Source organism: Sinomonas gamaensis, assembly GCF_005876955.1.
Classification (GTDB): Bacteria; Actinomycetota; Actinomycetes; order Actinomycetales; family Micrococcaceae; genus Sinomonas; species Sinomonas gamaensis.
This window is the reverse complement of the sequence record NZ_SSCL01000016.1, coordinates 22,358-39,425: the sequence shown is the minus strand read 5'-3', so window position 1 is coordinate 39,425 and position 17,068 is coordinate 22,358. Positions and strand designations below refer to the sequence as shown.

Genomic DNA, 17,068 nt, shown 5'->3' with positions numbered 1-17,068 from the left:
GCAAAGCTAATTCTATTAGCTTGGATCGTCAACCCTCCAGTTCGAGGCACTCGTTGATCTGGATGGTTCCGCCGAGCGAAATGTAGGGGTGGTCCGAGAGGAGTGCCCGCGCGTCGGCCAGAGAGCGTGCCTCGATAATGCTGTAGCCGTCGATCTCGACGGCGTCGACCGGCTCGCTTGCCGCGATCTGGCCGCCGAGGAGCAGTGGTGCCCCGAAGTCGACAAGGGCTGTGCCCAGGAAATTCTCCGCCCACTTCCGCAGTGCCGTGCGGGAGGCGGAGATGACGTCAGGCTGGGGGTACGGCATGCCGTGGTACGTGATGAGGAAGCGCGTCATTGCTGTCCTTCCGGGCCGGTTGTGCCAACCGTACAGGCACGCCGTGCCCGTGCGAAGGTCTCGTGCCTCGACAGTAGAGGCCCGACGACATCCTGCTCTACGCGCGGCGGTCAGCCACGTCCGAGCCCGTGAGCCGCAGCGTTGGTCCGTGGCCGGGAAGCACGACGTCGGGCTGAAGCGCCATGAGCTGATCGAGGCTCGCCTGCGCTTGAGTTCGGTCGCGGTGGAACATCGAGGGGAGGATCCGGAGGCGCGGCGTCTGGTCGGGCAACGTTTCGTGCGCCGTGATTGCGATATCACCCGAGACGAGGAGGCGTTGCCCCGCAGTGTCGAACAGGAACGCCGAGGCGCCGGAAGTGTGTCCGGGGAAGTGGAAGACGGTGGGCGATCCGGGAACGTGGAGCGTCTCGCCATCGTGGAAGACGCCGGCGGGCGTGATGGAAACGGGCTCGAGGGCCTTCAGGCTCAGCGCGGTACGGAGCCAACTCCTGACCCTCCCGCGCCACAGCCTCGGCACAATTCGCCCGATTGTCACCTGCTCGCGTTGCGGTCCCACGAGATTCCGGACCTCATCCGCATGGCACAGGACCGGCCCCCCGAATTCCGTCGCGAATTTTTGAAGACCGCCAATGTGGTCAACGTGGCCGTGAGTGACGAGGGCCACGCGGCAATCCTGGGGCCGGAGGCCGATCTGCCTCATCGAGCCCAACAGCCGGCCATAATCCGCCGGATAGCCTCCATCGATGAGGGTGAACGAGGAACTGCCGGGATCCTTCACGATGACCCAATTCGACGACCCGCCCGGGACAAGCCACATCCCCTCAACCACCTGATCCACGTCAGGATCCTAGCTGCGGGCCGCCCTCGGGCGCCGAAGCCCACGCAGGCTCTGCCGAACGCATTCCGGGGATAGGCCCGCCAAGCCCGCCACATGGGTGGCATCCGTGAAGCCCAAGCGAAAGGCCCGTTTCCCGGCTCAGTCCGTGCCACCGCGTTCGTTCTTGCACCAGCCGCCCACGGCGCCGAGGAAGGTGTCGGTGAGGCGGTCGGCGGCGTCCTTCTCGGAGAGGCCGACTGTGTTGATGACGTCGAGGATTTCGCGGGGGTCGAAGAGGATGTTCCAGAGGAACATCGCTTCGTCGCCGATGGCGGGCAACCCGAGCTCCTCGATGGCTTCGCGCAGGGGGCGCTCGAGTGCGTCGGCCTGGACGGTGAGGTACTCGGCTCCGCTGCGGAGCCGGGCGAGGTAGCCCTCGGGGGAGCGGGTGTGGACCATCGACCATCCGTGCTCGCCGACGAGCTCGACCCAGCGGCGGTCCACGTCGCGCAGGAGCGTCACGCCTGAGCTCTTCTGCTCGTCGCTGAACTCCTTGAGCCGTTCGCCGATGCCGTAGCGGTAGGCGATGAGCACTTCCTCGACAGAGGCGAAATGACGGTAGGCGGTGGCGGGGGAGATCTCGGCCTCGCGGGCGATGTCGGACATGCTGACAGAGGCCAGGCCGGTGCTCGTGGCGAACAGGCGTCCGGCGGCCTGGATCAGCTGGCGACGGTTGCGCTTGGTGTCGCTTCGCAAACGGCGCGTCCTCTCTGGGGATGTCGGCGCGGGCCTCGCGCCCGCGCTTCCCAGCCTAACCATGCGCATGCCCGGACGCAGGGTGGACTCCGCCGCCGGCGATCACCGAATAGAGCGTCCCGACCGTCTTGCGGATCTGCCGGGCGTCCTCGGTGCCGGCCTCGCAGTCGATGAGAACGCCGTCGAGCGTTTCGCGGACCCTCAGGACCCCGGGAACACCTGCCACAAGCTTCCCGAGCCGGTGCGCCCGGCGGCGGAGGACGTGGATCGGGCCGCCCAGCATCCGGCACCGAAGCTGCGAGGTGCTCTCGTCCAGGAGCACCATCGTGGGAAAGACGGCGGCACCCGTCAAAGAAGCCGTGATCATCGCCGTCCCAGTTCGCTCAGGCCTGCGGCGAGGCGCTCGACGCCGGCCGTGATGTGCTCGGGGCTTGCGGCGTAGGAGAGGCGGAGGTGGTGCTCGCCGGCGGCGCCGAACTCGCCGCCGGGGCGGACTGCGACGCCGAAGGTGCGCAGGTCGGCGGTGAGCTGGGCGGAGGGGATGTCGAGCTCGTACTTGGGGAAGAGGTAGAACGCGCCCTCGGGCTCGCGGACGGTGAGGCCCGGGATCCGGGCGAGGCCCGTGTACATGAGTTCGCAGCGGGCCTGGTACGAGCGTCGCATCTCCTCGATGTCCTCGCGGCATTGCTCGAGGGCGACGACGGCGGCGTGCTGGACGGCGCTGTTGAGCGAGCCGTTGAAGGTCCCGTGCACTCGGGCCGCGGCGTTCATGACCTCGGCGGGGCCCCAGAGGTAGCCCACGCGCCAGCCGGTCATCGCGTAGCTCTTGGAGAAGGTCTGGCAGTAGATGGTCCGGTCCCGCAGCCCGGGGAGCTGAAGCGCGGAGGTGAACGGCTCGGGGGTGTAGACGAGTTCGCTGTAGGCCTCGTCGGCGAGGACGAGCGTCTCGGTCCCGGCGACGGCGGCGGCGAGCCCTTCCAGCTCGGCGCGGCTGTGCACGATCCCGGTGGGGTTGGAGGGGTTGCAGAAGACGAACAGCTTCGCTCCGACGAGCGCCTGGGCAAGCGCGGGGACGTCCCAGTGGAGGTCCCCGGCCAGCGGGACGGGGACAACCGTGCCGCCGGCCATGTTCACCAGATCCGCGTACAGGGAGTAGGTGGGGTCCGGGATCACCACGCGGTCGCCCGGATTGACGACGGCGAGGATCGCCGCCGCGAGCCCGGCGGTCCCGCCTTGGGTGACCAGGACGTCGTCGGCCGCGAACTCGTCCCCGGCGAGCTCGCCGAGGGAGCGCGCGATCGCGTTGCGGAGCACGGGTTCGCCGCGCATGGGGGAGTAGTGGGTGAAACCGTCCTCGAGGGCCCGGGCGGCGGCGAGGGTGATCTTGTGCGGGGTCGCGAAGTCGGGCTCGCCCATAGCGAGGGAGACGAGGGACCCGCTTGAGGCCGGCTGCTGGACGCGCAGGGAGTGCCGCTCGATCCGCTGGACCAGCTCGGAGGCGGAGAATCCGAGGCTGAGTTCGGGGTGGATGGTCATGATGCTCCTTGTCGGGGGTGCCCGGCCGACGGCTGCTGCGACGTCGTGCCCGGGCTCGTGGTCTTGGCGGGGAGGGCATAGAGGGGGCGGTCGATGGAGGCTGTGTGGCCGGAGGTTCGCGGCTGCACGGCGCTCGCGCGGCGGGCGGTCACCAGGTGTCGGGCCTTCATGGCCGCTCATCCTCCGGCGCGCCCATCCAGCGGCTGATCTCCAGGTCGCCGGAGGTGTCGCGCTGGAAGGTCGGGGCGATCGAGAGCTCCGTGATGACGGTGCGCGCAGGGAGCGTGGCGACCAGCTCGACAGCGCGGGCGACGTCCTCGGGCTGGACCATGGCCTCGCGCTCGGCCTCGTGCGGGGGGCGTGCGCGGTTGTCCAGGATCGGGGTCGCGGTCTCGCCGGGCAGGATCGTGGCGGCGCGCAGGCCGTCGTTCCTGAAGGTGTTGTGGAGGTAGGTCATGAAGTTCTTGGCGGCGGCCTTGGCCGCGCCGTACGCCGCCCCGCCGAGGAGGTTCGGGTTGACCGCGGCGAGCGAGGAGACCGTGATGATCGTCCCGCGCTTGCGGCCGAGCATGTCCGGCAGGACCGCTTGGGACAGGAGGTAGACGGCGGTGAGGTTCACGTTCAGGACCTGTGCCCATTCCTCTTCGCTGATCCATCGGACGTTGAGCACCGAGCTCGCGCTGCCCGCGTTGTTCACCAGGATGTCCACCGCCCCGAGGTCCCGGTGGACCGCGTCCACGAGAGCCTTGACGTCGTCGCCCTTGGTGATGTCAGCGGGGAGGACTACGGCGGTGCCCCCTTCGGCGCGGATTTCCGCCGCGAGCTTCTCGAGCGGCTCGCGCCGTCGACCGACCAGGGCGACTGCGGCGCCGTCGGCCGCCAGCAGCGCTGCGATGGCGCGCCCCATGCCAGTGCCCGCGCCGGTGACGATCGCGGTCTGGCCTTCCAAGAGCTGCATGGGATTGTTCCCTTTCAGGGAGGAGTGGACTTTTAGTGCTATTTAGTTCGCATCTGCGAATAGTTTCGCACTTAAGCCATGGTGGCGTCAATGGGCACGCCGAGGGATTCGAGGGCAGTTTTCGAGCGCTGCTCGAGCATGCGCAGCTCGCCCTCCTGGACCCGGAGGCGCTCCACCGACTGCTCGCGGCTGATCCAGCGGAAGGCGAGACGTCGGCCGGGCTCGGCCTGGCCGAGGAGCGGCAGGTCGGAGGTCGCGGCGAAGGCGACGATGGGGTAGCCGGCGGTCAGGGTGCGGTAGCGGCCGAGGACAATGAGCTCGTCGCCGTGCGGGATCTCGAAGGCACCCACGGGCACTCCGTGAGAGACGATCTCCCCGAGCCCCTCCGGGTGCCGCACGGGGCCTGCCAGCCGCAGGCCGACGTGGTTCGAATTGGGCCCCACGGTGTACTCGGCGCCGGCCAGAAGCTCATGGATGCCCTCCACGGCGTGGGCCTCGGGGCCCTCCACGATGTGGACTGTCCAGACTCTCGGGGTCAGGTCGGGCTTCGGCACGGGGAGCCGGAAGAGCGGTTGGCCGAACGGGTTCGCCAGGCCCTGATACGCCGAATGCACCTTGACCTGCTGCCCCGCGCTCAGGTTCTGCGGGAAGCCCATCCTCGCTTCGGGCGCGGCGCTGCCCATGAAGCGGGGGGCGTCCAGCTCGCCGTTGATGGCCACATAGCAGCGCATGCCCGCGGTCGCCCGCCCGACGTCGAGCACCGAGCCCGCATCTAGGTGCACGGCCTCGCCCTGTCGCACCGGGTGTCCGTCGACCTTGACCGTCGCGGTGGCGCCCGTGACGGCGACCAGGAGCGGCGCCTCGGCTCGCAGCGCGAGGCCGCCGGCGAGGACTTCGAGCAACGCGGCATCGCGCGGGTTTCCCACGAGGATATTGGCGACGGCGGCAGAGAGCTGGTCTGCCGCCCCGCCCGAAGGGACTCCCTGGCGTTCCCCGTCGCGGCGGCCGAGGTCCTGGAAGGTGGCGAGGATTCCGGGGCGGATGACGGTGAACGCGGATTCGGTGGTCATCGCAGCCCTCCCACCGGCTCGAGGAACTCTCCGGCGAGCTCGTCCCAGCGCTCCTGGGGGATCGCCGTGAAGCGCACGGTGTCGCCGGGCCGGAAGGACACGGCCGGGTCGCGCGAGATGTCGCAGATCGTCAGGGGGGTCCGGCCGATCACACGCCAGCCCGTGGGGCCGGGGAAGGGCTGGATGATCGCGTTGGTCCCGGCCACCATGATCGAGCCGGAGGGGACATCAGTGCGGGGCTCCGCGAGGCGGGCGAGCTGCCGCGGGAACTGGACGCCCGCCATCATGGGCGCCATCGCCGAGGCCAGGAGGTTGATGGTGAGGACGGAGCCCGTGAAAGTGGTGATGGTCTCCTCGACCGTGAGGCCCAGTTCGCTCGCGACCGAGGGGAGGTCCGGCGAGTGATCCCCGCCGAACACGGTGGGGATCACGAACTCCCGTGCGTCCCCGGCCTCCGCGACGTGGTCCGACGTCTCGGCGATGAGGAGGAGGGTGTCCTCGAGCAAGTCGTGCGAGACCTGCAGGGGGTCGAACTCGACAAGGAGGGATTCGAGCCCTGCCGCGAGATCGACCACGCCGCGCGGGCGGTGGTGTGCGACGGCGGCCCGGAGGCGCGTCGCCGCCAGACGGCGCTCGGCGGGGTCGGTGGACGTGGGGGTCAGAAGGACGGCCGAGTCTCCGTAGGGCGTAACGCTGAACTGCTGTGGGCTTGACGATCCGGGGGGATGCTCGGCCATTTCTCTCTCTGGTGTTCGAACGGCTAGGGATGTCTCGCGAAAGGACGGCGGCGCCCCTTTCGGGACGCCGCCGTTCGATCAGGCTGCGGCCGGAGCCTTGGACCGCAGGACTTCTTGGAGGCCCGTGACCGCGATCCCGGCTTCGGAGAGCGCGGCGCGAGCGGCCTGGCCGTTCTGCAGCACGAGCGGGTGGTCGCCGTGCAGGAGGGCGACGTCGCAGTCATGCCCGAGGGGCACCACCTTGCCGCTGACGGAGCGGACCGTTCCGTCCTGCACGGCCTGGACGATGCGACGGCCCACCTCCTCGGGGTCGAAGAGCAGCCCGCCCTCGGCCTTGCGCGAGACCGGCATGCCGTCGTCGCCATAGCCGCGGTCGCCGAGGAAGACGTAGCCGACCTTGAGGCTGCGCTTCTCGGCCTCCTCGGCGAGCACGCCCCGCTGGCAGACGACGATGAGCGAGGGGTCGTAGGCTGCCGCAGCGTCCGTGATGGCGCGGGCGTGGACGCGGTCGGTCTGGGCGATGCTGCCCATGCGGCCATGCGGGGCCAAGTGGCTGATCCGGCCGCCGTGGATCCGGGCGAAGGCGTCCAGGGCGCCGAGCTGGTACAGGACGTCCGTGCGGATCTCCTCCTCGGAGGCCTCGATCAGGCGGCGGCCGAAGCCAACCAGATCCGGGTAGCCGGGGTGGCAGCCGAGCTCGATGCCGCGCTCGACGCACTCGCGGACCGTCGCATCCATGACCCGGGGGTCGCCGGCGTGGAAGCCGCACGCGATATTGGACGAGGAGACGAGGCCGAGCAGGGCGTCATCGTCTCCGATGGTGTAGTTGCCGAAGCTTTCGCCGAGATCGGCGACGATAGCGACTTTGGACTGTGCTGGATCCGTCTGGGTCATGGGGAATCCTTCCTCAAATAATCGGTGAGGGGGGTCAGTGGGTGGTGAGCTCCTGGCCCTTGGTCTCGCGGAGGAAGAAGACCGTCACGAGCGTGATGATCGAGGCCGCGATCGAGAAGTAGCCGGGAACCATCGAGTCCTTGGTCGCGCTGATGATGGCGGTCATGACCAGCGGGGCGCTGCCGCCGAAGATGATGGTGCTGACGTTGAAGCCGATGCTGTACGCGCTGTAGCGGACCGTCGTCGGGAACAGCTCCGTGAGCACGGTGTGCACCGAAGCGGCGTGACCCGAGAAGGCGAGGGCCATGAGGACCGCGCCGAGCGAGGCCAGGCCCATGTTGCCGGTCGTGATCATGAGGAAGGACGGGTAGGAGAGCACTGCCGTGCCGACGGCGGACCACGCGAGGACCGGCTTGCGGCCGAAGCGGTCCGAGATCCGGGCCATGATCGGGATCGCGATGATGATCGCCGCGAGACTGGCGGCAGTGACGACGAGGGCGCCGAGCATCGTGAAGTTGTTCGCGCCGAGCGAGGTCTTCAGGTACGTCGGCATGTAGGCGAACAGGAGGTAGTAGCCCGGGCCGTTGACGGCGGGGAGGAAGATGGTCAGCGCGATCGCGGCGAGGTGCTTCTTGGACGTGAAGACGGTCTTGAGCGGGTTGCGCTCCACGACGTTGCGCTCGCGCAGGGCGTTGAAGTGCGGGGTGTCCTCCATCTTCGAGCGGATGTAGAAGCCGATGTAGCCGAGCGGCAGCGCGAGGACGAACGGGATTCGCCAGGCCCAGCTGTTCATGGTCGTGTCGCCGAGGGTGGTGATGAGCAGGGCCGAGAGGGCGCTTCCGAAGAACAGTGCGAAGAACGAGCCGACCGCGATGAAGCTCTGCGCGAAGTTGCGGTGGTTGCGGTGCGCGTATTCGCCCACGAAGGACATCGCGCCGGCGACCTCGCCGCCGGCCGAGAAGCCCTGGAGAATCCGGAGCAGGATGAGCAGCGCGGGAGCCGCCCACCCGATCACCGACGCCGACGGAACCAGGCCGATCGCCGCCGTCGCCCCCGAGATGAGGAGCAGCAGCACGGCGAGCAGCGTCTTGCGGCCCAGCTTGTCGCCAAGGTAGCCGCAGATGATGCCGCCGAACGGGCGGGCCAGGAAGCTCACGAGGAAGCCGACGTTCGTCAGCAGGAGCGAGCCGACGTCCTTGGAGCCCATGAGGTTGACGGCCAGGTAGGTGGTCAGGAGGCCGTAGATGCCGTAGTCATACCACTCGACGAACGAGCCCATGGTTCCGGCGATGGTGGCCTTCCGCACGACCTTGCCATCGGCGGTGATGACGCGGACCTGCGAGGTGTCGAGCCGTGAGGATTCCGGCGTGGAGGGAGATGAGAGGTTCATTGGTTCTTCTCAGTCTAGGAGGGGTGGGTTGGGGATGGGAGGGATGGGTCAGCTGTAGGCCTTGGAGACCTCGGCGGTCATCTCCGCCTCGTGCTCCGCGACGGCGATGACGCGGGTGAGGATCTCCTCGGCGCGGGCCTGGGGGATGATGACGACGCCGTCAGCGTCGGCGGCGACGATGTCGCCGGGGGCGACGACGATGCCGCCCACTGCGACCGGCTCGCCGATGACGCCCGGGCCGTTCTTGAAGGGCCCTGCCGGGGTGGTGCCCCGCGCGAAGACGGGAAAGCGGATCTCGGTGATGGTCTTCTTGTCCCGGATGCAGCCGTCGATCACTGCACCCACGGCGCCGGCGGCGGCGAACCGCTGCGAGAGCTGCTCGCCGACGAGGGCGCGCTCTCGGTGGCCGAAGCCGTTGATGACCACCATGTCGCCGGGCTGGATGTGATCGAGGGCCTCGATCACCGCGGCGTTGTCGCCCGCCGCGCCGAGCACGGGGAGCGCGGATCCCACCGCGGCCGCGCCGTCCCAGATGGCGCTGATCCCGGCATCGACCATGCCGAGCCGCTCCATCGCGTCGCCGATGTTGGCCACGGGGAAGGCCTTGAACGCCTCCACAAGGGTCCGCGGGGGACGGCTCCAGGCGCTGGCCTTGCGGACCGTCAGTTCAAGTGTGTTGGCCATGGTGTGTGGTTCCTCTGTTCTGGCCGCCGCAGGATTTTTCTGCGACGTCGATCACATATGAGAAGAGTTTCGCGCTTATTCGTCGTCTCGTCAAGGGGTGTCTTCCGGGGTGCCGGTAAACAGTGCGTTGCCTTCCGCTCACGCCCCGTCGGCGCCCCGCCGAGGTCGGGTCTCGTGCTGCCGAGGTCGGGTCCCGTGCCGCTGAGGTCGGGCGGCTAGGCCGTCCTGAAGTCGATCAGGACCTTGCCCGAGACCTTCGGGTTGCGTGCTGTCTCGAAGGCCTCATGCGTCTTGGTGAGGGGGAAGACGTGCGTGACGAGCGGGCTGACCGCCAGCGAGCCGTCGGCCAACGCCTCGAGCACTGCGGACATCTCCTCGGTGAACCGGAACGAGCCCACGAGTTCGAGCTCGCGGGCAATGGCTGTCGCGATCGGGATCGGCTGCTTGCCGTTGGGCAGGAGGCCAACCATGACGACGCGTCCTCCCGGTCGCGTTGCGGCGATCGCCGCGGAGAGTCCATGCGGGCTGCCCGAGGATTCCATGGCGATGTCTGCTTGGACTGCTTCGACCGCATCTTCGTCAGTGGCCAGGAGTGTCGTCGTTGCGCCGAGGGCCCGGCCACGCTCGAGGGCCTCCTCATGGAGGTCGACGGCGATGATCTCGCTGGCACCGAAACGCCTGAGCACCGCGATCGTCAGGCCGCCGATCGGTCCGCAGCCGATGACCAGAACGCGCTTGCCCTTGACGTCGCCCGCTTGCTCGACGGCGTGCCAGGCGACGCTCGCAGGCTCCGCCAGCGCCGCGCCTCGCAGCGACAGTCCGTTCGGAAGGGTTCGCAGCATCCTGGCGGGCAGGATCGCGAGGGTGCCGAACGCCCCCGACGTGTGGGGATGGCGCGCTGCGCTCCCGAGATACGTCGCGCTGCGCGAGAGGTTGGGACGGCCCTCGGGGTAGGCGTGGTCGGTTCCCAGGTCCCCAGCGGGGTGGACTGCGACCGGCGTGCCGGCTTCTGGGCCGGAGCCGTCCGCGGGCGCGGCCAGCACGGTGCCGACCACCTCGTGCCCGAGCACCATTGGGTCCTTGAGCACTGAGGCTCCGGCCGCGCCGTGCTGCCAGTAGTGGAGGTCCGAGCCGCAGATTCCTCCGAAGGCGATCTGGACGATCGCCTCGTCGTCGCGCGGGCGCTCGAGCGGGCGCTTCACGACGCGCAGGTCGCCTGCGGCGTGGATGACGACATCTTCCGTGATGAGCTTCTCGGTCAGGTCCAAGGGCGATGCGGTCATCGGCTTCCTTTTGATCTCGGACGGCTTCGCTGCCGCGGGCGCTGTTCCTCGGGGGAGGAGGCCAGATCAGGATACAAGAACGTCTTCGCATTTGATAAGGTATTTGCAGATAGTTCCACTCGGAGGACGAAGAGTGAGGAAGCTCGAGTCATGACCTCCATCCCCAAAGGCGAACCCGGACCCGCTCCGGCAGTGTCCCGAGCGATCGAGCTCCTGGGCCTGATGGCCCGCCATCCGTCCGTTCCGATGACCGTCACGGAGCTCGCCCGCGAGATCGGGGCCGCCCGCTCCTCGACGCGGAACATCTGCACCGCCCTCGAAGCCGGCGGCCTCGTCCAGCACTGCGACGGCGGATACCGGCTCGGCCAGCGGCTTGTCGAGTTCGGGGGCGCGTACCTCTATTCGTTCGAACAGGTGAAAGCGTTCCATGAGGCCTGCGCCGAGTCGGCGCTCCTTGCCCGCGAGCTCGTCCAGGCCGCGATCCTCGACGGGACGGAGGTGCTGTACGTCGCGCGCCACGAGGGGAGGGCCCCGCTCTCCCTCTCCGCCCATGTCGGGGACAGGCTGCCCGCGGCCCGCACTGCCGTCGGGATCGCCCTCCTCGCGAACCTCCCCGACGACGCCCTCCGGCGCATGTTCGCCTCTGGCCAGTCTGGGCCTGAGGGGCTTCTGAGCAAGATTCGGCCCGCGCGTGACCGCGGGTTCGCCATCGAGGCGGGCAGCATCCATCCCGCCGTCGTCGGCGTCGCCGCTGCCGTCCCCAGCCACGCGTCCTCGCCCGGATTCGCCGTCGGCGTCTCGCTCGTCGGGGTCCGGCCCACGCCCGAGGACCTGGCCCGATACGGCAGAGCCGTGCAATCGATCGCGGCCCAGATGGCCCGGCCGGCCCGGCGCGCCTGACCCGTGCTCCGCGCCGAGGTCGGGCGGGGTGGCGCCGAGGTCGGGGGGTGTGGTGCCGAGGTCGGGGGGTGTGGCGCCGAGGTCGGGGGGCATGGCGTACGACGACGAGTGGAGGCTCCGCGCGCATGAGCCGAGTGCTCGACCCGACGACAAGTCAATCGTCGGTGCGCCGACTTCGGCGACGTAATCCGCCGCCTCATTGCGGCCGCCCCCTGACGCTCCCTTGACGACCTGAAAGTGCAGTGCGAATATCTTCGCATATGTGAGGAACATCTCAATTTTGGATTCGGCCTCTGCGTGTCGAACTCTGCGACGTTCCGCCTTTCCTGCCTCATTGCGAAGGAGCAACCATGGGCAACACAGTCTCTTCGATCGGCCGCGCGAGCATGAACAGGCGGCGCTTCCTCTTCGGCGCGACAGCCGTGGCCGGGGCTGGCCTGCTGGCGGCATGCGGGTCCGAAGGTTCCTCTCCCGCCGGGAAGACGACGGTCAACGCGAGCGCGGTAGGCGCGCTGGAGATCTTCTCGTTCTGGACAAGCGGCGGCGACGCGCTGGCCCTGGACGCGCTCTACAAGCAGTTCCAGGCCCAGTACTCGAGCGCGAAGATCACGAATTCGGCCATCGGCGGGGGCGCCGGGGCAGGCGCGAACATGAAGACCGTCCTCACCACGAGGATCCTCGGCGGCAATCCGCCCGACTCGTTCCAGGTCCACGTCGGCGCCGAGATCATCCAGACCTGGGTCACCGCGGACAAGATGGAACCGCTTGATTCCCTCTACTCCCAGGAGGGCTACGACAAGGTCTTCCCGAAGTCGCTCATCGACATCGCGTCCTATCAGGGAAAGCCGTACTCGGTCCCGGTGGACATCCTCCGGGCGAACGTGCTGTGGTTCAGCAAGCCCATCATGGATAAGGTCGGAGGAACCCCGCCTGCCACCTGGGACGAGTTCTTCAACCTCGGCGACAAGCTCAAGGCCATGGGCATCCCGGCCATGGGCATGGCGGAGGCGACGCCCGGTCAGACGAGCCTGGTGTTCGAGACGATCCTGATCAGCAAACTGGGCGCCGACGGCTACAAGGGCCTCTTCACGGGTGCGACGAAGTGGAGCGACCCCAAGGTGAAGGACTCGCTCGAGACCCTCAAGGAGATGTTCAACTACGTCAACAGCGACTACCTGAGCTTCCAGCGCGGCGACATCCCGAGCCTCCTCTCCGACGGGAAGGCTGCGATGATCATCCAGTCCGACTTCGTCAACGGCTACCTCAAGGCCAAGAAGTTCAAGGACTACGGCTTCGCCGCCGTTCCGGACTCCAACGGAGTCTACGACCTCGCATCCGACTCGTTCGGGCTGCCCAAGGGCGTGAAGGACCCCGACTCCGCCATGGCCTGGCTCAAGCTGTGCGGCAGCGCCGCGGGCCAGAACCCGTTCAACCCGATCAAGGGGTCCATTTCGCCGCGCTCGGACCGCGACACCTCCAACTACGACGAGTACGAGCTGTGGTCGGCGAAGGAGTTCGACAAGGGGAACATCGTCCCCAGCGTCTACAACGGCTCGGCGGCCAAGGCGAGCTTCGTGACCGACTTCGGGAACATCCTCAACGTCATGGCCACGAGCAAGGACGTGGCTAGTGTCCAGTCCAAGCTCGTACAGGCCGCGGACGACGCGGGATTCGCGGCATGACCGTCGTCGCGGCACCATCCGAGCGCCGGCAGGCAGTCCAGAGGCGACGGCGGCGGCTCAAGGGAGACCGCCTCGCCTCGGTGCTGGTCCTCGTCCCGTCGATGATCGCCATCGCGGTCTTCGTGTACGTGTTCGTGGCCTGGACCATGTACACGTCGGTGATCAATTGGACCGGAATCGTCCCCGATTCGACGCTCGTGGGATTCAAGAATTTCGCGAGGCTCTTCGGCGACTCGCGGTTCCTCATCGACCTGCGGAACCTCGGCCTCTTCTCTGCCTCGTTCATCGTCCAGTGCCTCGTGATCGGATTCGCCCTCGCGGCGCTGATCAACAGCAAGATCAGGATCGAAGGGCTCTTCCGGACCATCTTCATCCTTCCCTTCGCGATCTCGCCCGTGGTCACCGGCGTCATCTGGCACTGGCTTCTGGACCCCCAGGCCGGGGTGAACAGCCTCCTCCGCTCGGCCGGGCTCGGATTCCTCGCCAACGGCTGGTACACGGATTCCACGTGGGGGATCCTCTCCGTCTCGGTCGCGGCGGCCTGGCAGATGTCCGGGTACGTGATGGCGCTCTACCTCGCGGGCCTGAGGGCGTTGCCGCAGGAGCTCATGGAGGCCGCCGTCATGGACGGGTGCGGAACCTGGGCGCTGTACCGCAGGATCGTCATCCCACTCCTCAAGCCGGTCACCTTCAGCGCCGTGATCATCACCGGCATGCTCTCGATCAAGCTCTTCGACCTCATCGCCTCCATGACGGGGAGCGGGCCCGCGTTCGCGGAAGACACGCTCGGGTTCAACATGTACCAGCTCGCCTTCTCCTCCAACCGCTTCTCCCTCTCGGCGGCGGTCGCCGTCGTCATGATCCTCATCGCGACCGTGCTCCTGGTGCCGCACCTGATGAGCGTCGAGCGAAAGGCCAAGCGATGACCGTGAAAGAGATGCCCGTGAAGGAACTCCTCGCTCCGGCAGCCCCCGCCGCACCGGCTCCCGCAGTTCGAAGCGCACGCCGGTCCCCGGCCCAGCGCGTCGCGCGGGCACTGGTCTACGCGGCACTCGTGGCCGCGCTGGTCTACATGCTCGCTCCCGTCTACATCCTCGTGGCCACAGGGTTCAAGTCCTTCGCCCAGGCAGATGTCTCGCACATGTGGCAGCTGCCCCTCGGCCTGTCGTTCGAGAGCTTCCAGACGGCCTGGCAGCAGGTCGGCCCGAACGTCGCGAACAGTGCGCTGATCACCATCCCCGCCGCGCTCGTCTCCGCGTTCATGGGCTCGATCAACGGCTACGCCTTCGCCAAGTGGCGTTTCCGCGGCTCCGAGACGGTGTTCCTGCTGTTCCTCTTCGGCATGTTCCTGCCGTACCAGGCGGTGCTCATCCCCATGGTGTACGTGCTGCAGAAGCTCGGGCTGTATGGCTCGATCGGCGGCGTCATCGTGGTCCACTGCATTCTCGGCATCCCCATCAGCGCCCTCATGTTCCGCAACGCGTTCGGCGGGATTCCGCAGGAGGTGATCGAGGCCGGCCAGATCGACGGGTGCGGATTCTTCGGCATCTACCGCCGCATCGTGCTCCCGGTCGCCGGCCCGGCGTTCGCCGTCGTCCTCCTCTGGCAGTTCACCACCATCTGGAACGACTTCATCATCGGCGTCGTAGTCCTCAACAACCCCCGGCTGGCCCCGGTCACCGTAGCCATCCAGAACCTGGCGGCGAGCGACTACGTCGAATGGAACGTCCAGATGGCCGGAGCGCTCATCGCCGCCCTCCCGACGATCCTCGTCTACCTCCTCCTCGGGAAGCTCTTCGTCCGAGGACTCCTCCGCGGCGCCGTCAAGGGCTGAAATACTCCGCCAGCTTCGACAACATCAATCCCTCAGAGAGGAACTCACGACCCCATGATCCCCACGGTGACGCTCAACAACGGTGTCCAGATGCCCCAGCTCGGATTCGGGGTGTTCAAAGTAGCGCCTGACGAATGCGCGGCGGCCGTCTCGGAGGCCCTCAAGGTGGGATACCGCAGCATCGACACTGCGGCGATCTACAAGAACGAGGAAGGAGTCGGGAAGGCCATCGCCGAATCCGGGATCGCCCGCGACGAGCTCTTCGTCACCTCCAAGCTCTGGAACGGTGAGCAGGGCTATGACTCGACCCTCCGCGCCTTCGAGGTTTCCCTCCAGAAGCTTGGACTCGACTACCTAGACCTCTACCTGATCCACTGGCCCACGCCCGACCGTGGGCTCTACCCCGACACTTGGCGGGCCTTCGAAACCCTCTACAAGGACGGGCGCATCAGGGCCATAGGCCTATCGAACTTCCAGCCGAACCACATCTCACGGATCCTCGAGGTGGGCTCCGTGGTCCCGGCAGTCAACCAGATCGAACTCCACCCGTACTTGACCCAGACCCAGCTGCGGAAGCTGCACCACGAGCTCGGAATCCACACCGAGGCGTGGTCCCCGCTCGGCCAAGGGCTCATCCTCGAAGACCCGCTGATCCTGAGCCTGGCGGACAAGTACGAACGGACCCCCGCGCAGGTTGTGCTGCGCTGGCACCTGCAAGCCGGAACGGTGACGATCCCGAAATCGGTCACGCCAGCGAGGATCCGCGAGAACTTCGAGGTCTTCGACTTCGAGCTGGACTCCGCGGACGCGATCGCCATCGACGGCCTCGATCGAGCCCACCGCACCGGTTTGGACCCCGACACCTTCCACGGAGTTTGACGTTCGACAACCCGTCGAGGTCGGGTTGTGGGGGCCCGACTTCGGCGTCAGGGGGCCCGACTTCGGCGTCAGGGGGCCCGACTTCGGCGTCGGGGGGCCCGACTTCGGCCTCACTGGGCCCGACTTCGGCGGGGGGCGGGGGCTAGTGGATCTCCTGGGTCACCGGAGCCTCCGACGGGTAGGCGGCCATGAGCGCGGCCGAGACGATCCACACCACTCCGATTGCAGCCACAGCAACCGCGCCTCCGAGTCCCGTGGCCGAACCGGCGAGGGCCGCCCCTGCCGCGGATGCGCTGGCCCGAAGGCCCGCCCCGACGGTGAAGATCTGGGCCCGCAGATGGGCCGGGCTCAGGGCGTTGCGGAGCAGCAGCATGGCCGCGGAGGTGGAAGCGGTGAACGCGCCCGAGAGGCCGATGGCGACGACGGTCCACACCATTCCCAGGTTCGCCACGGCGGCGATCGTGAAGACGCCGGTCGCGAGGAAGCCGACGCCCATCACCACGTGCGGGCGAGCTCGCGTGGGCCGCGCGGTCTCGACGACGGCGCCGAGCAGGCTCCCGGCGGCGAAGGCCGTCACGAGGAGCGCGGCGTCGGCGGGCGACCCGATCCGGTCGATGGACAGTGCGACGGCGGCGACCGCGAGCCCACCTTGGCCGAGCTGCGTGAGCGAGGACGAAACGGTCACAACGGCGAGGGGACGGTGGCCGAAGATGTGACGCAGACCGGCGAGGGTTGTGCTCCAGACGGAGTGCTCTCTCGCTCCGTGCGCCGGCAGCCCGATGGCCACCACACAGACCGCGCCGAGGAGCGCGGCCGCCGACAGGACGAACATGGCGGCTTGTGCCGGAAGCAGCGCCGCCATCGCGGCAACGAGAGCGGGACCGGCGACCGCGGACAAGTTGTAGGAGAGGGCGTCGTAGGCGAAGGATCTTCGCTGGTCACGAATCGCGTCGGCCACGAAGCTGGACAGCCCGCCCATGTAGAACGGGGCGACCGCGCCCGCGACTGCCAACGACGAGAACTCGAGGGGCAGCGGAACGCGGTCCAGGAAGCCAGCCACGAAGAACGCCGCGGCGGTCAGGAGGCCCGCCATCCCGATGAGGTAGCCGGGACGCCGCGTCCGGTCGAGGACGGCGCCGACGAGCGGAGCGGCGAGAATGCTGGGCCCGAGGGAAACGGCCACGAGGGCCCCGCCGATCCCGATGCTGCCAAGCTGCTGCACTGCAAGGATGGGGATGGCGACGGCGGACCCAGCGCTTGCGAGTCGCGGCGGTGTGGACGCGGCGAGATACCCGAGAGCCCCCATGCTTC

Annotated in this window: 19 protein-coding genes; 5 read left to right on the top strand and 14 right to left on the bottom strand. The window is 68.1% G+C overall.

The features are described 5' to 3' along the window. Nucleotides 1–28: 28 nt before the first annotated feature. From E5679_RS17580 to E5679_RS17525, 13 genes are all read right to left on the bottom strand, one after another. Complete coding sequence (locus E5679_RS17580) at nucleotides 29–337, bottom strand: hypothetical protein (protein ID WP_138418286.1); 309 nt, start codon at nucleotides 335–337, stop codon at nucleotides 29–31. Nucleotides 338–434: 97 nt separating this feature from the next. After that, nucleotides 435–1,175, bottom strand: coding sequence for an MBL fold metallo-hydrolase (locus tag E5679_RS17575; RefSeq protein WP_138418284.1), 741 nt, complete (start codon nucleotides 1,173–1,175; stop codon nucleotides 435–437). 138 nt (nucleotides 1,176–1,313) lie between these two features. Beyond that, entirely contained in the window at nucleotides 1,314–1,910 is a 597-nt protein-coding gene (locus E5679_RS17570; protein WP_138418282.1) for a TetR/AcrR family transcriptional regulator, read from the bottom strand. 55 nt (nucleotides 1,911–1,965) lie between these two features. After that, complete coding sequence (locus tag E5679_RS17565) at nucleotides 1,966–2,277, bottom strand: hypothetical protein (protein ID WP_138418280.1); 312 nt, start codon at nucleotides 2,275–2,277, stop codon at nucleotides 1,966–1,968. Continuing rightward, entirely contained in the window at nucleotides 2,274–3,446 is a 1,173-nt protein-coding gene (locus E5679_RS17560) for a pyridoxal phosphate-dependent aminotransferase (RefSeq protein ID WP_138418278.1), read from the bottom strand. The genes E5679_RS17565 and E5679_RS17560 overlap by 4 nt, the downstream gene beginning before the upstream one ends. Then, nucleotides 3,443–3,616 carry a hypothetical protein gene (locus E5679_RS21315; RefSeq protein ID WP_171042430.1) on the bottom strand — a complete coding sequence of 58 codons (174 nt, stop codon included), beginning with the start codon at nucleotides 3,614–3,616 and terminating at the stop codon, nucleotides 3,443–3,445. The genes E5679_RS17560 and E5679_RS21315 overlap by 4 nt, the downstream gene beginning before the upstream one ends. Continuing rightward, nucleotides 3,613–4,404 carry an SDR family oxidoreductase gene (locus E5679_RS17555; protein ID WP_138418276.1) on the bottom strand — a complete coding sequence of 264 codons (792 nt, stop codon included), beginning with the start codon at nucleotides 4,402–4,404 and terminating at the stop codon, nucleotides 3,613–3,615. Before E5679_RS17555 ends, E5679_RS21315 begins: the two co-directional genes overlap by 4 nt. A 71-nt stretch (nucleotides 4,405–4,475) precedes the next feature. Continuing rightward, complete coding sequence (locus E5679_RS17550) at nucleotides 4,476–5,474, bottom strand: 5-oxoprolinase subunit C family protein (protein WP_138418274.1); 999 nt, start codon at nucleotides 5,472–5,474, stop codon at nucleotides 4,476–4,478. Then, complete coding sequence (locus E5679_RS17545) at nucleotides 5,471–6,211, bottom strand: 5-oxoprolinase subunit B family protein (protein WP_138418272.1); 741 nt, start codon at nucleotides 6,209–6,211, stop codon at nucleotides 5,471–5,473. Before E5679_RS17545 ends, E5679_RS17550 begins: the two co-directional genes overlap by 4 nt. Before the next feature lie 78 nt (nucleotides 6,212–6,289). Next, nucleotides 6,290–7,105 carry a LamB/YcsF family protein gene (locus E5679_RS17540; protein WP_138418270.1) on the bottom strand — a complete coding sequence of 272 codons (816 nt, stop codon included), beginning with the start codon at nucleotides 7,103–7,105 and terminating at the stop codon, nucleotides 6,290–6,292. Between the two features lie 34 nt (nucleotides 7,106–7,139). After that, on the bottom strand, nucleotides 7,140–8,495 hold the full coding sequence (locus E5679_RS17535) for an MFS transporter (RefSeq protein ID WP_138418268.1): 1,356 nt from the start codon (nucleotides 8,493–8,495) through the stop codon (nucleotides 7,140–7,142). Between the two features lie 48 nt (nucleotides 8,496–8,543). Continuing rightward, nucleotides 8,544–9,179 carry an RraA family protein gene (locus tag E5679_RS17530; RefSeq protein WP_138418266.1) on the bottom strand — a complete coding sequence of 212 codons (636 nt, stop codon included), beginning with the start codon at nucleotides 9,177–9,179 and terminating at the stop codon, nucleotides 8,544–8,546. A 215-nt stretch (nucleotides 9,180–9,394) separates the two neighbouring features. Further along, on the bottom strand, nucleotides 9,395–10,462 hold the full coding sequence (locus E5679_RS17525) for an L-idonate 5-dehydrogenase (protein WP_138418264.1): 1,068 nt from the start codon (nucleotides 10,460–10,462) through the stop codon (nucleotides 9,395–9,397). A gap of 150 nt (nucleotides 10,463–10,612) precedes the next feature. Between E5679_RS17525 and E5679_RS17520 the strand changes: the two genes are divergently transcribed. The 5 genes from E5679_RS17520 (at nucleotide 10,613) to E5679_RS17500 (ending at nucleotide 15,757) form a co-directional block, all read left to right on the top strand. After that, complete coding sequence (locus E5679_RS17520; RefSeq protein WP_138418262.1) at nucleotides 10,613–11,362, top strand: IclR family transcriptional regulator; 750 nt, start codon at nucleotides 10,613–10,615, stop codon at nucleotides 11,360–11,362. A 350-nt stretch (nucleotides 11,363–11,712) separates the two neighbouring features. After that, nucleotides 11,713–13,044, top strand: coding sequence for an ABC transporter substrate-binding protein (locus E5679_RS17515; RefSeq protein WP_138418260.1), 1,332 nt, complete (start codon nucleotides 11,713–11,715; stop codon nucleotides 13,042–13,044). Next, nucleotides 13,041–13,970 (top strand): carbohydrate ABC transporter permease, encoded by a 930-nt coding sequence (locus tag E5679_RS17510; RefSeq protein ID WP_138418258.1) that lies wholly within the window; start codon nucleotides 13,041–13,043, stop codon nucleotides 13,968–13,970. The genes E5679_RS17515 and E5679_RS17510 overlap by 4 nt, the downstream gene beginning before the upstream one ends. A 17-nt stretch (nucleotides 13,971–13,987) precedes the next feature. Then, nucleotides 13,988–14,878, top strand: coding sequence for a carbohydrate ABC transporter permease (locus E5679_RS17505; protein ID WP_212746999.1), 891 nt, complete (start codon nucleotides 13,988–13,990; stop codon nucleotides 14,876–14,878). A 54-nt stretch (nucleotides 14,879–14,932) separates the two neighbouring features. Next, a complete protein-coding gene (locus E5679_RS17500) occupies nucleotides 14,933–15,757 on the top strand; it encodes an aldo/keto reductase (RefSeq protein WP_138418256.1) in 825 nt (274 codons plus the stop codon). A 142-nt stretch (nucleotides 15,758–15,899) separates the two neighbouring features. On the opposite strand, the gene E5679_RS17495 is transcribed toward E5679_RS17500, so the two are convergent. Next, nucleotides 15,900–17,063 (bottom strand): MFS transporter, encoded by a 1,164-nt coding sequence (locus E5679_RS17495; RefSeq protein ID WP_138418254.1) that lies wholly within the window; start codon nucleotides 17,061–17,063, stop codon nucleotides 15,900–15,902. Nucleotides 17,064–17,068 lie beyond the last annotated feature (5 nt).

What these genes read in the sequence shown, in the direction of transcription:
- E5679_RS17580 (WP_138418286.1), bottom strand. Translation starts at nt 337, where the DNA reads ATGACGCGCTTCCTCATCACGTACCACGGCATGCCGTACCCCCAGCCT.
- E5679_RS17565 (WP_138418280.1), bottom strand. Translation starts at nt 2,277, where the DNA reads ATGATCACGGCTTCTTTGACGGGTGCCGCCGTCTTTCCCACGATGGTG.
- E5679_RS17560 (WP_138418278.1), bottom strand. Translation starts at nt 3,446, where the DNA reads ATGACCATCCACCCCGAACTCAGCCTCGGATTCTCCGCCTCCGAGCTG.
- E5679_RS21315 (WP_171042430.1), bottom strand. Translation starts at nt 3,616, where the DNA reads ATGAAGGCCCGACACCTGGTGACCGCCCGCCGCGCGAGCGCCGTGCAG.
- E5679_RS17555 (WP_138418276.1), bottom strand. Translation starts at nt 4,404, where the DNA reads ATGCAGCTCTTGGAAGGCCAGACCGCGATCGTCACCGGCGCGGGCACT.
- E5679_RS17550 (WP_138418274.1), bottom strand. Translation starts at nt 5,474, where the DNA reads ATGACCACCGAATCCGCGTTCACCGTCATCCGCCCCGGAATCCTCGCC.
- E5679_RS17545 (WP_138418272.1), bottom strand. Translation starts at nt 6,211, where the DNA reads ATGGCCGAGCATCCCCCCGGATCGTCAAGCCCACAGCAGTTCAGCGTT.
- E5679_RS17540 (WP_138418270.1), bottom strand. Translation starts at nt 7,105, where the DNA reads ATGACCCAGACGGATCCAGCACAGTCCAAAGTCGCTATCGTCGCCGAT.
- E5679_RS17535 (WP_138418268.1), bottom strand. Translation starts at nt 8,495, where the DNA reads ATGAACCTCTCATCTCCCTCCACGCCGGAATCCTCACGGCTCGACACC.
- E5679_RS17530 (WP_138418266.1), bottom strand. Translation starts at nt 9,179, where the DNA reads ATGGCCAACACACTTGAACTGACGGTCCGCAAGGCCAGCGCCTGGAGC.
- E5679_RS17525 (WP_138418264.1), bottom strand. Translation starts at nt 10,462, where the DNA reads ATGACCGCATCGCCCTTGGACCTGACCGAGAAGCTCATCACGGAAGAT.
- E5679_RS17520 (WP_138418262.1), top strand. Translation starts at nt 10,613, where the DNA reads ATGACCTCCATCCCCAAAGGCGAACCCGGACCCGCTCCGGCAGTGTCC.
- E5679_RS17515 (WP_138418260.1), top strand. Translation starts at nt 11,713, where the DNA reads ATGGGCAACACAGTCTCTTCGATCGGCCGCGCGAGCATGAACAGGCGG.
- E5679_RS17510 (WP_138418258.1), top strand. Translation starts at nt 13,041, where the DNA reads ATGACCGTCGTCGCGGCACCATCCGAGCGCCGGCAGGCAGTCCAGAGG.
- E5679_RS17500 (WP_138418256.1), top strand. Translation starts at nt 14,933, where the DNA reads ATGATCCCCACGGTGACGCTCAACAACGGTGTCCAGATGCCCCAGCTC.
- E5679_RS17495 (WP_138418254.1), bottom strand. Translation starts at nt 17,063, where the DNA reads ATGGGGGCTCTCGGGTATCTCGCCGCGTCCACACCGCCGCGACTCGCA.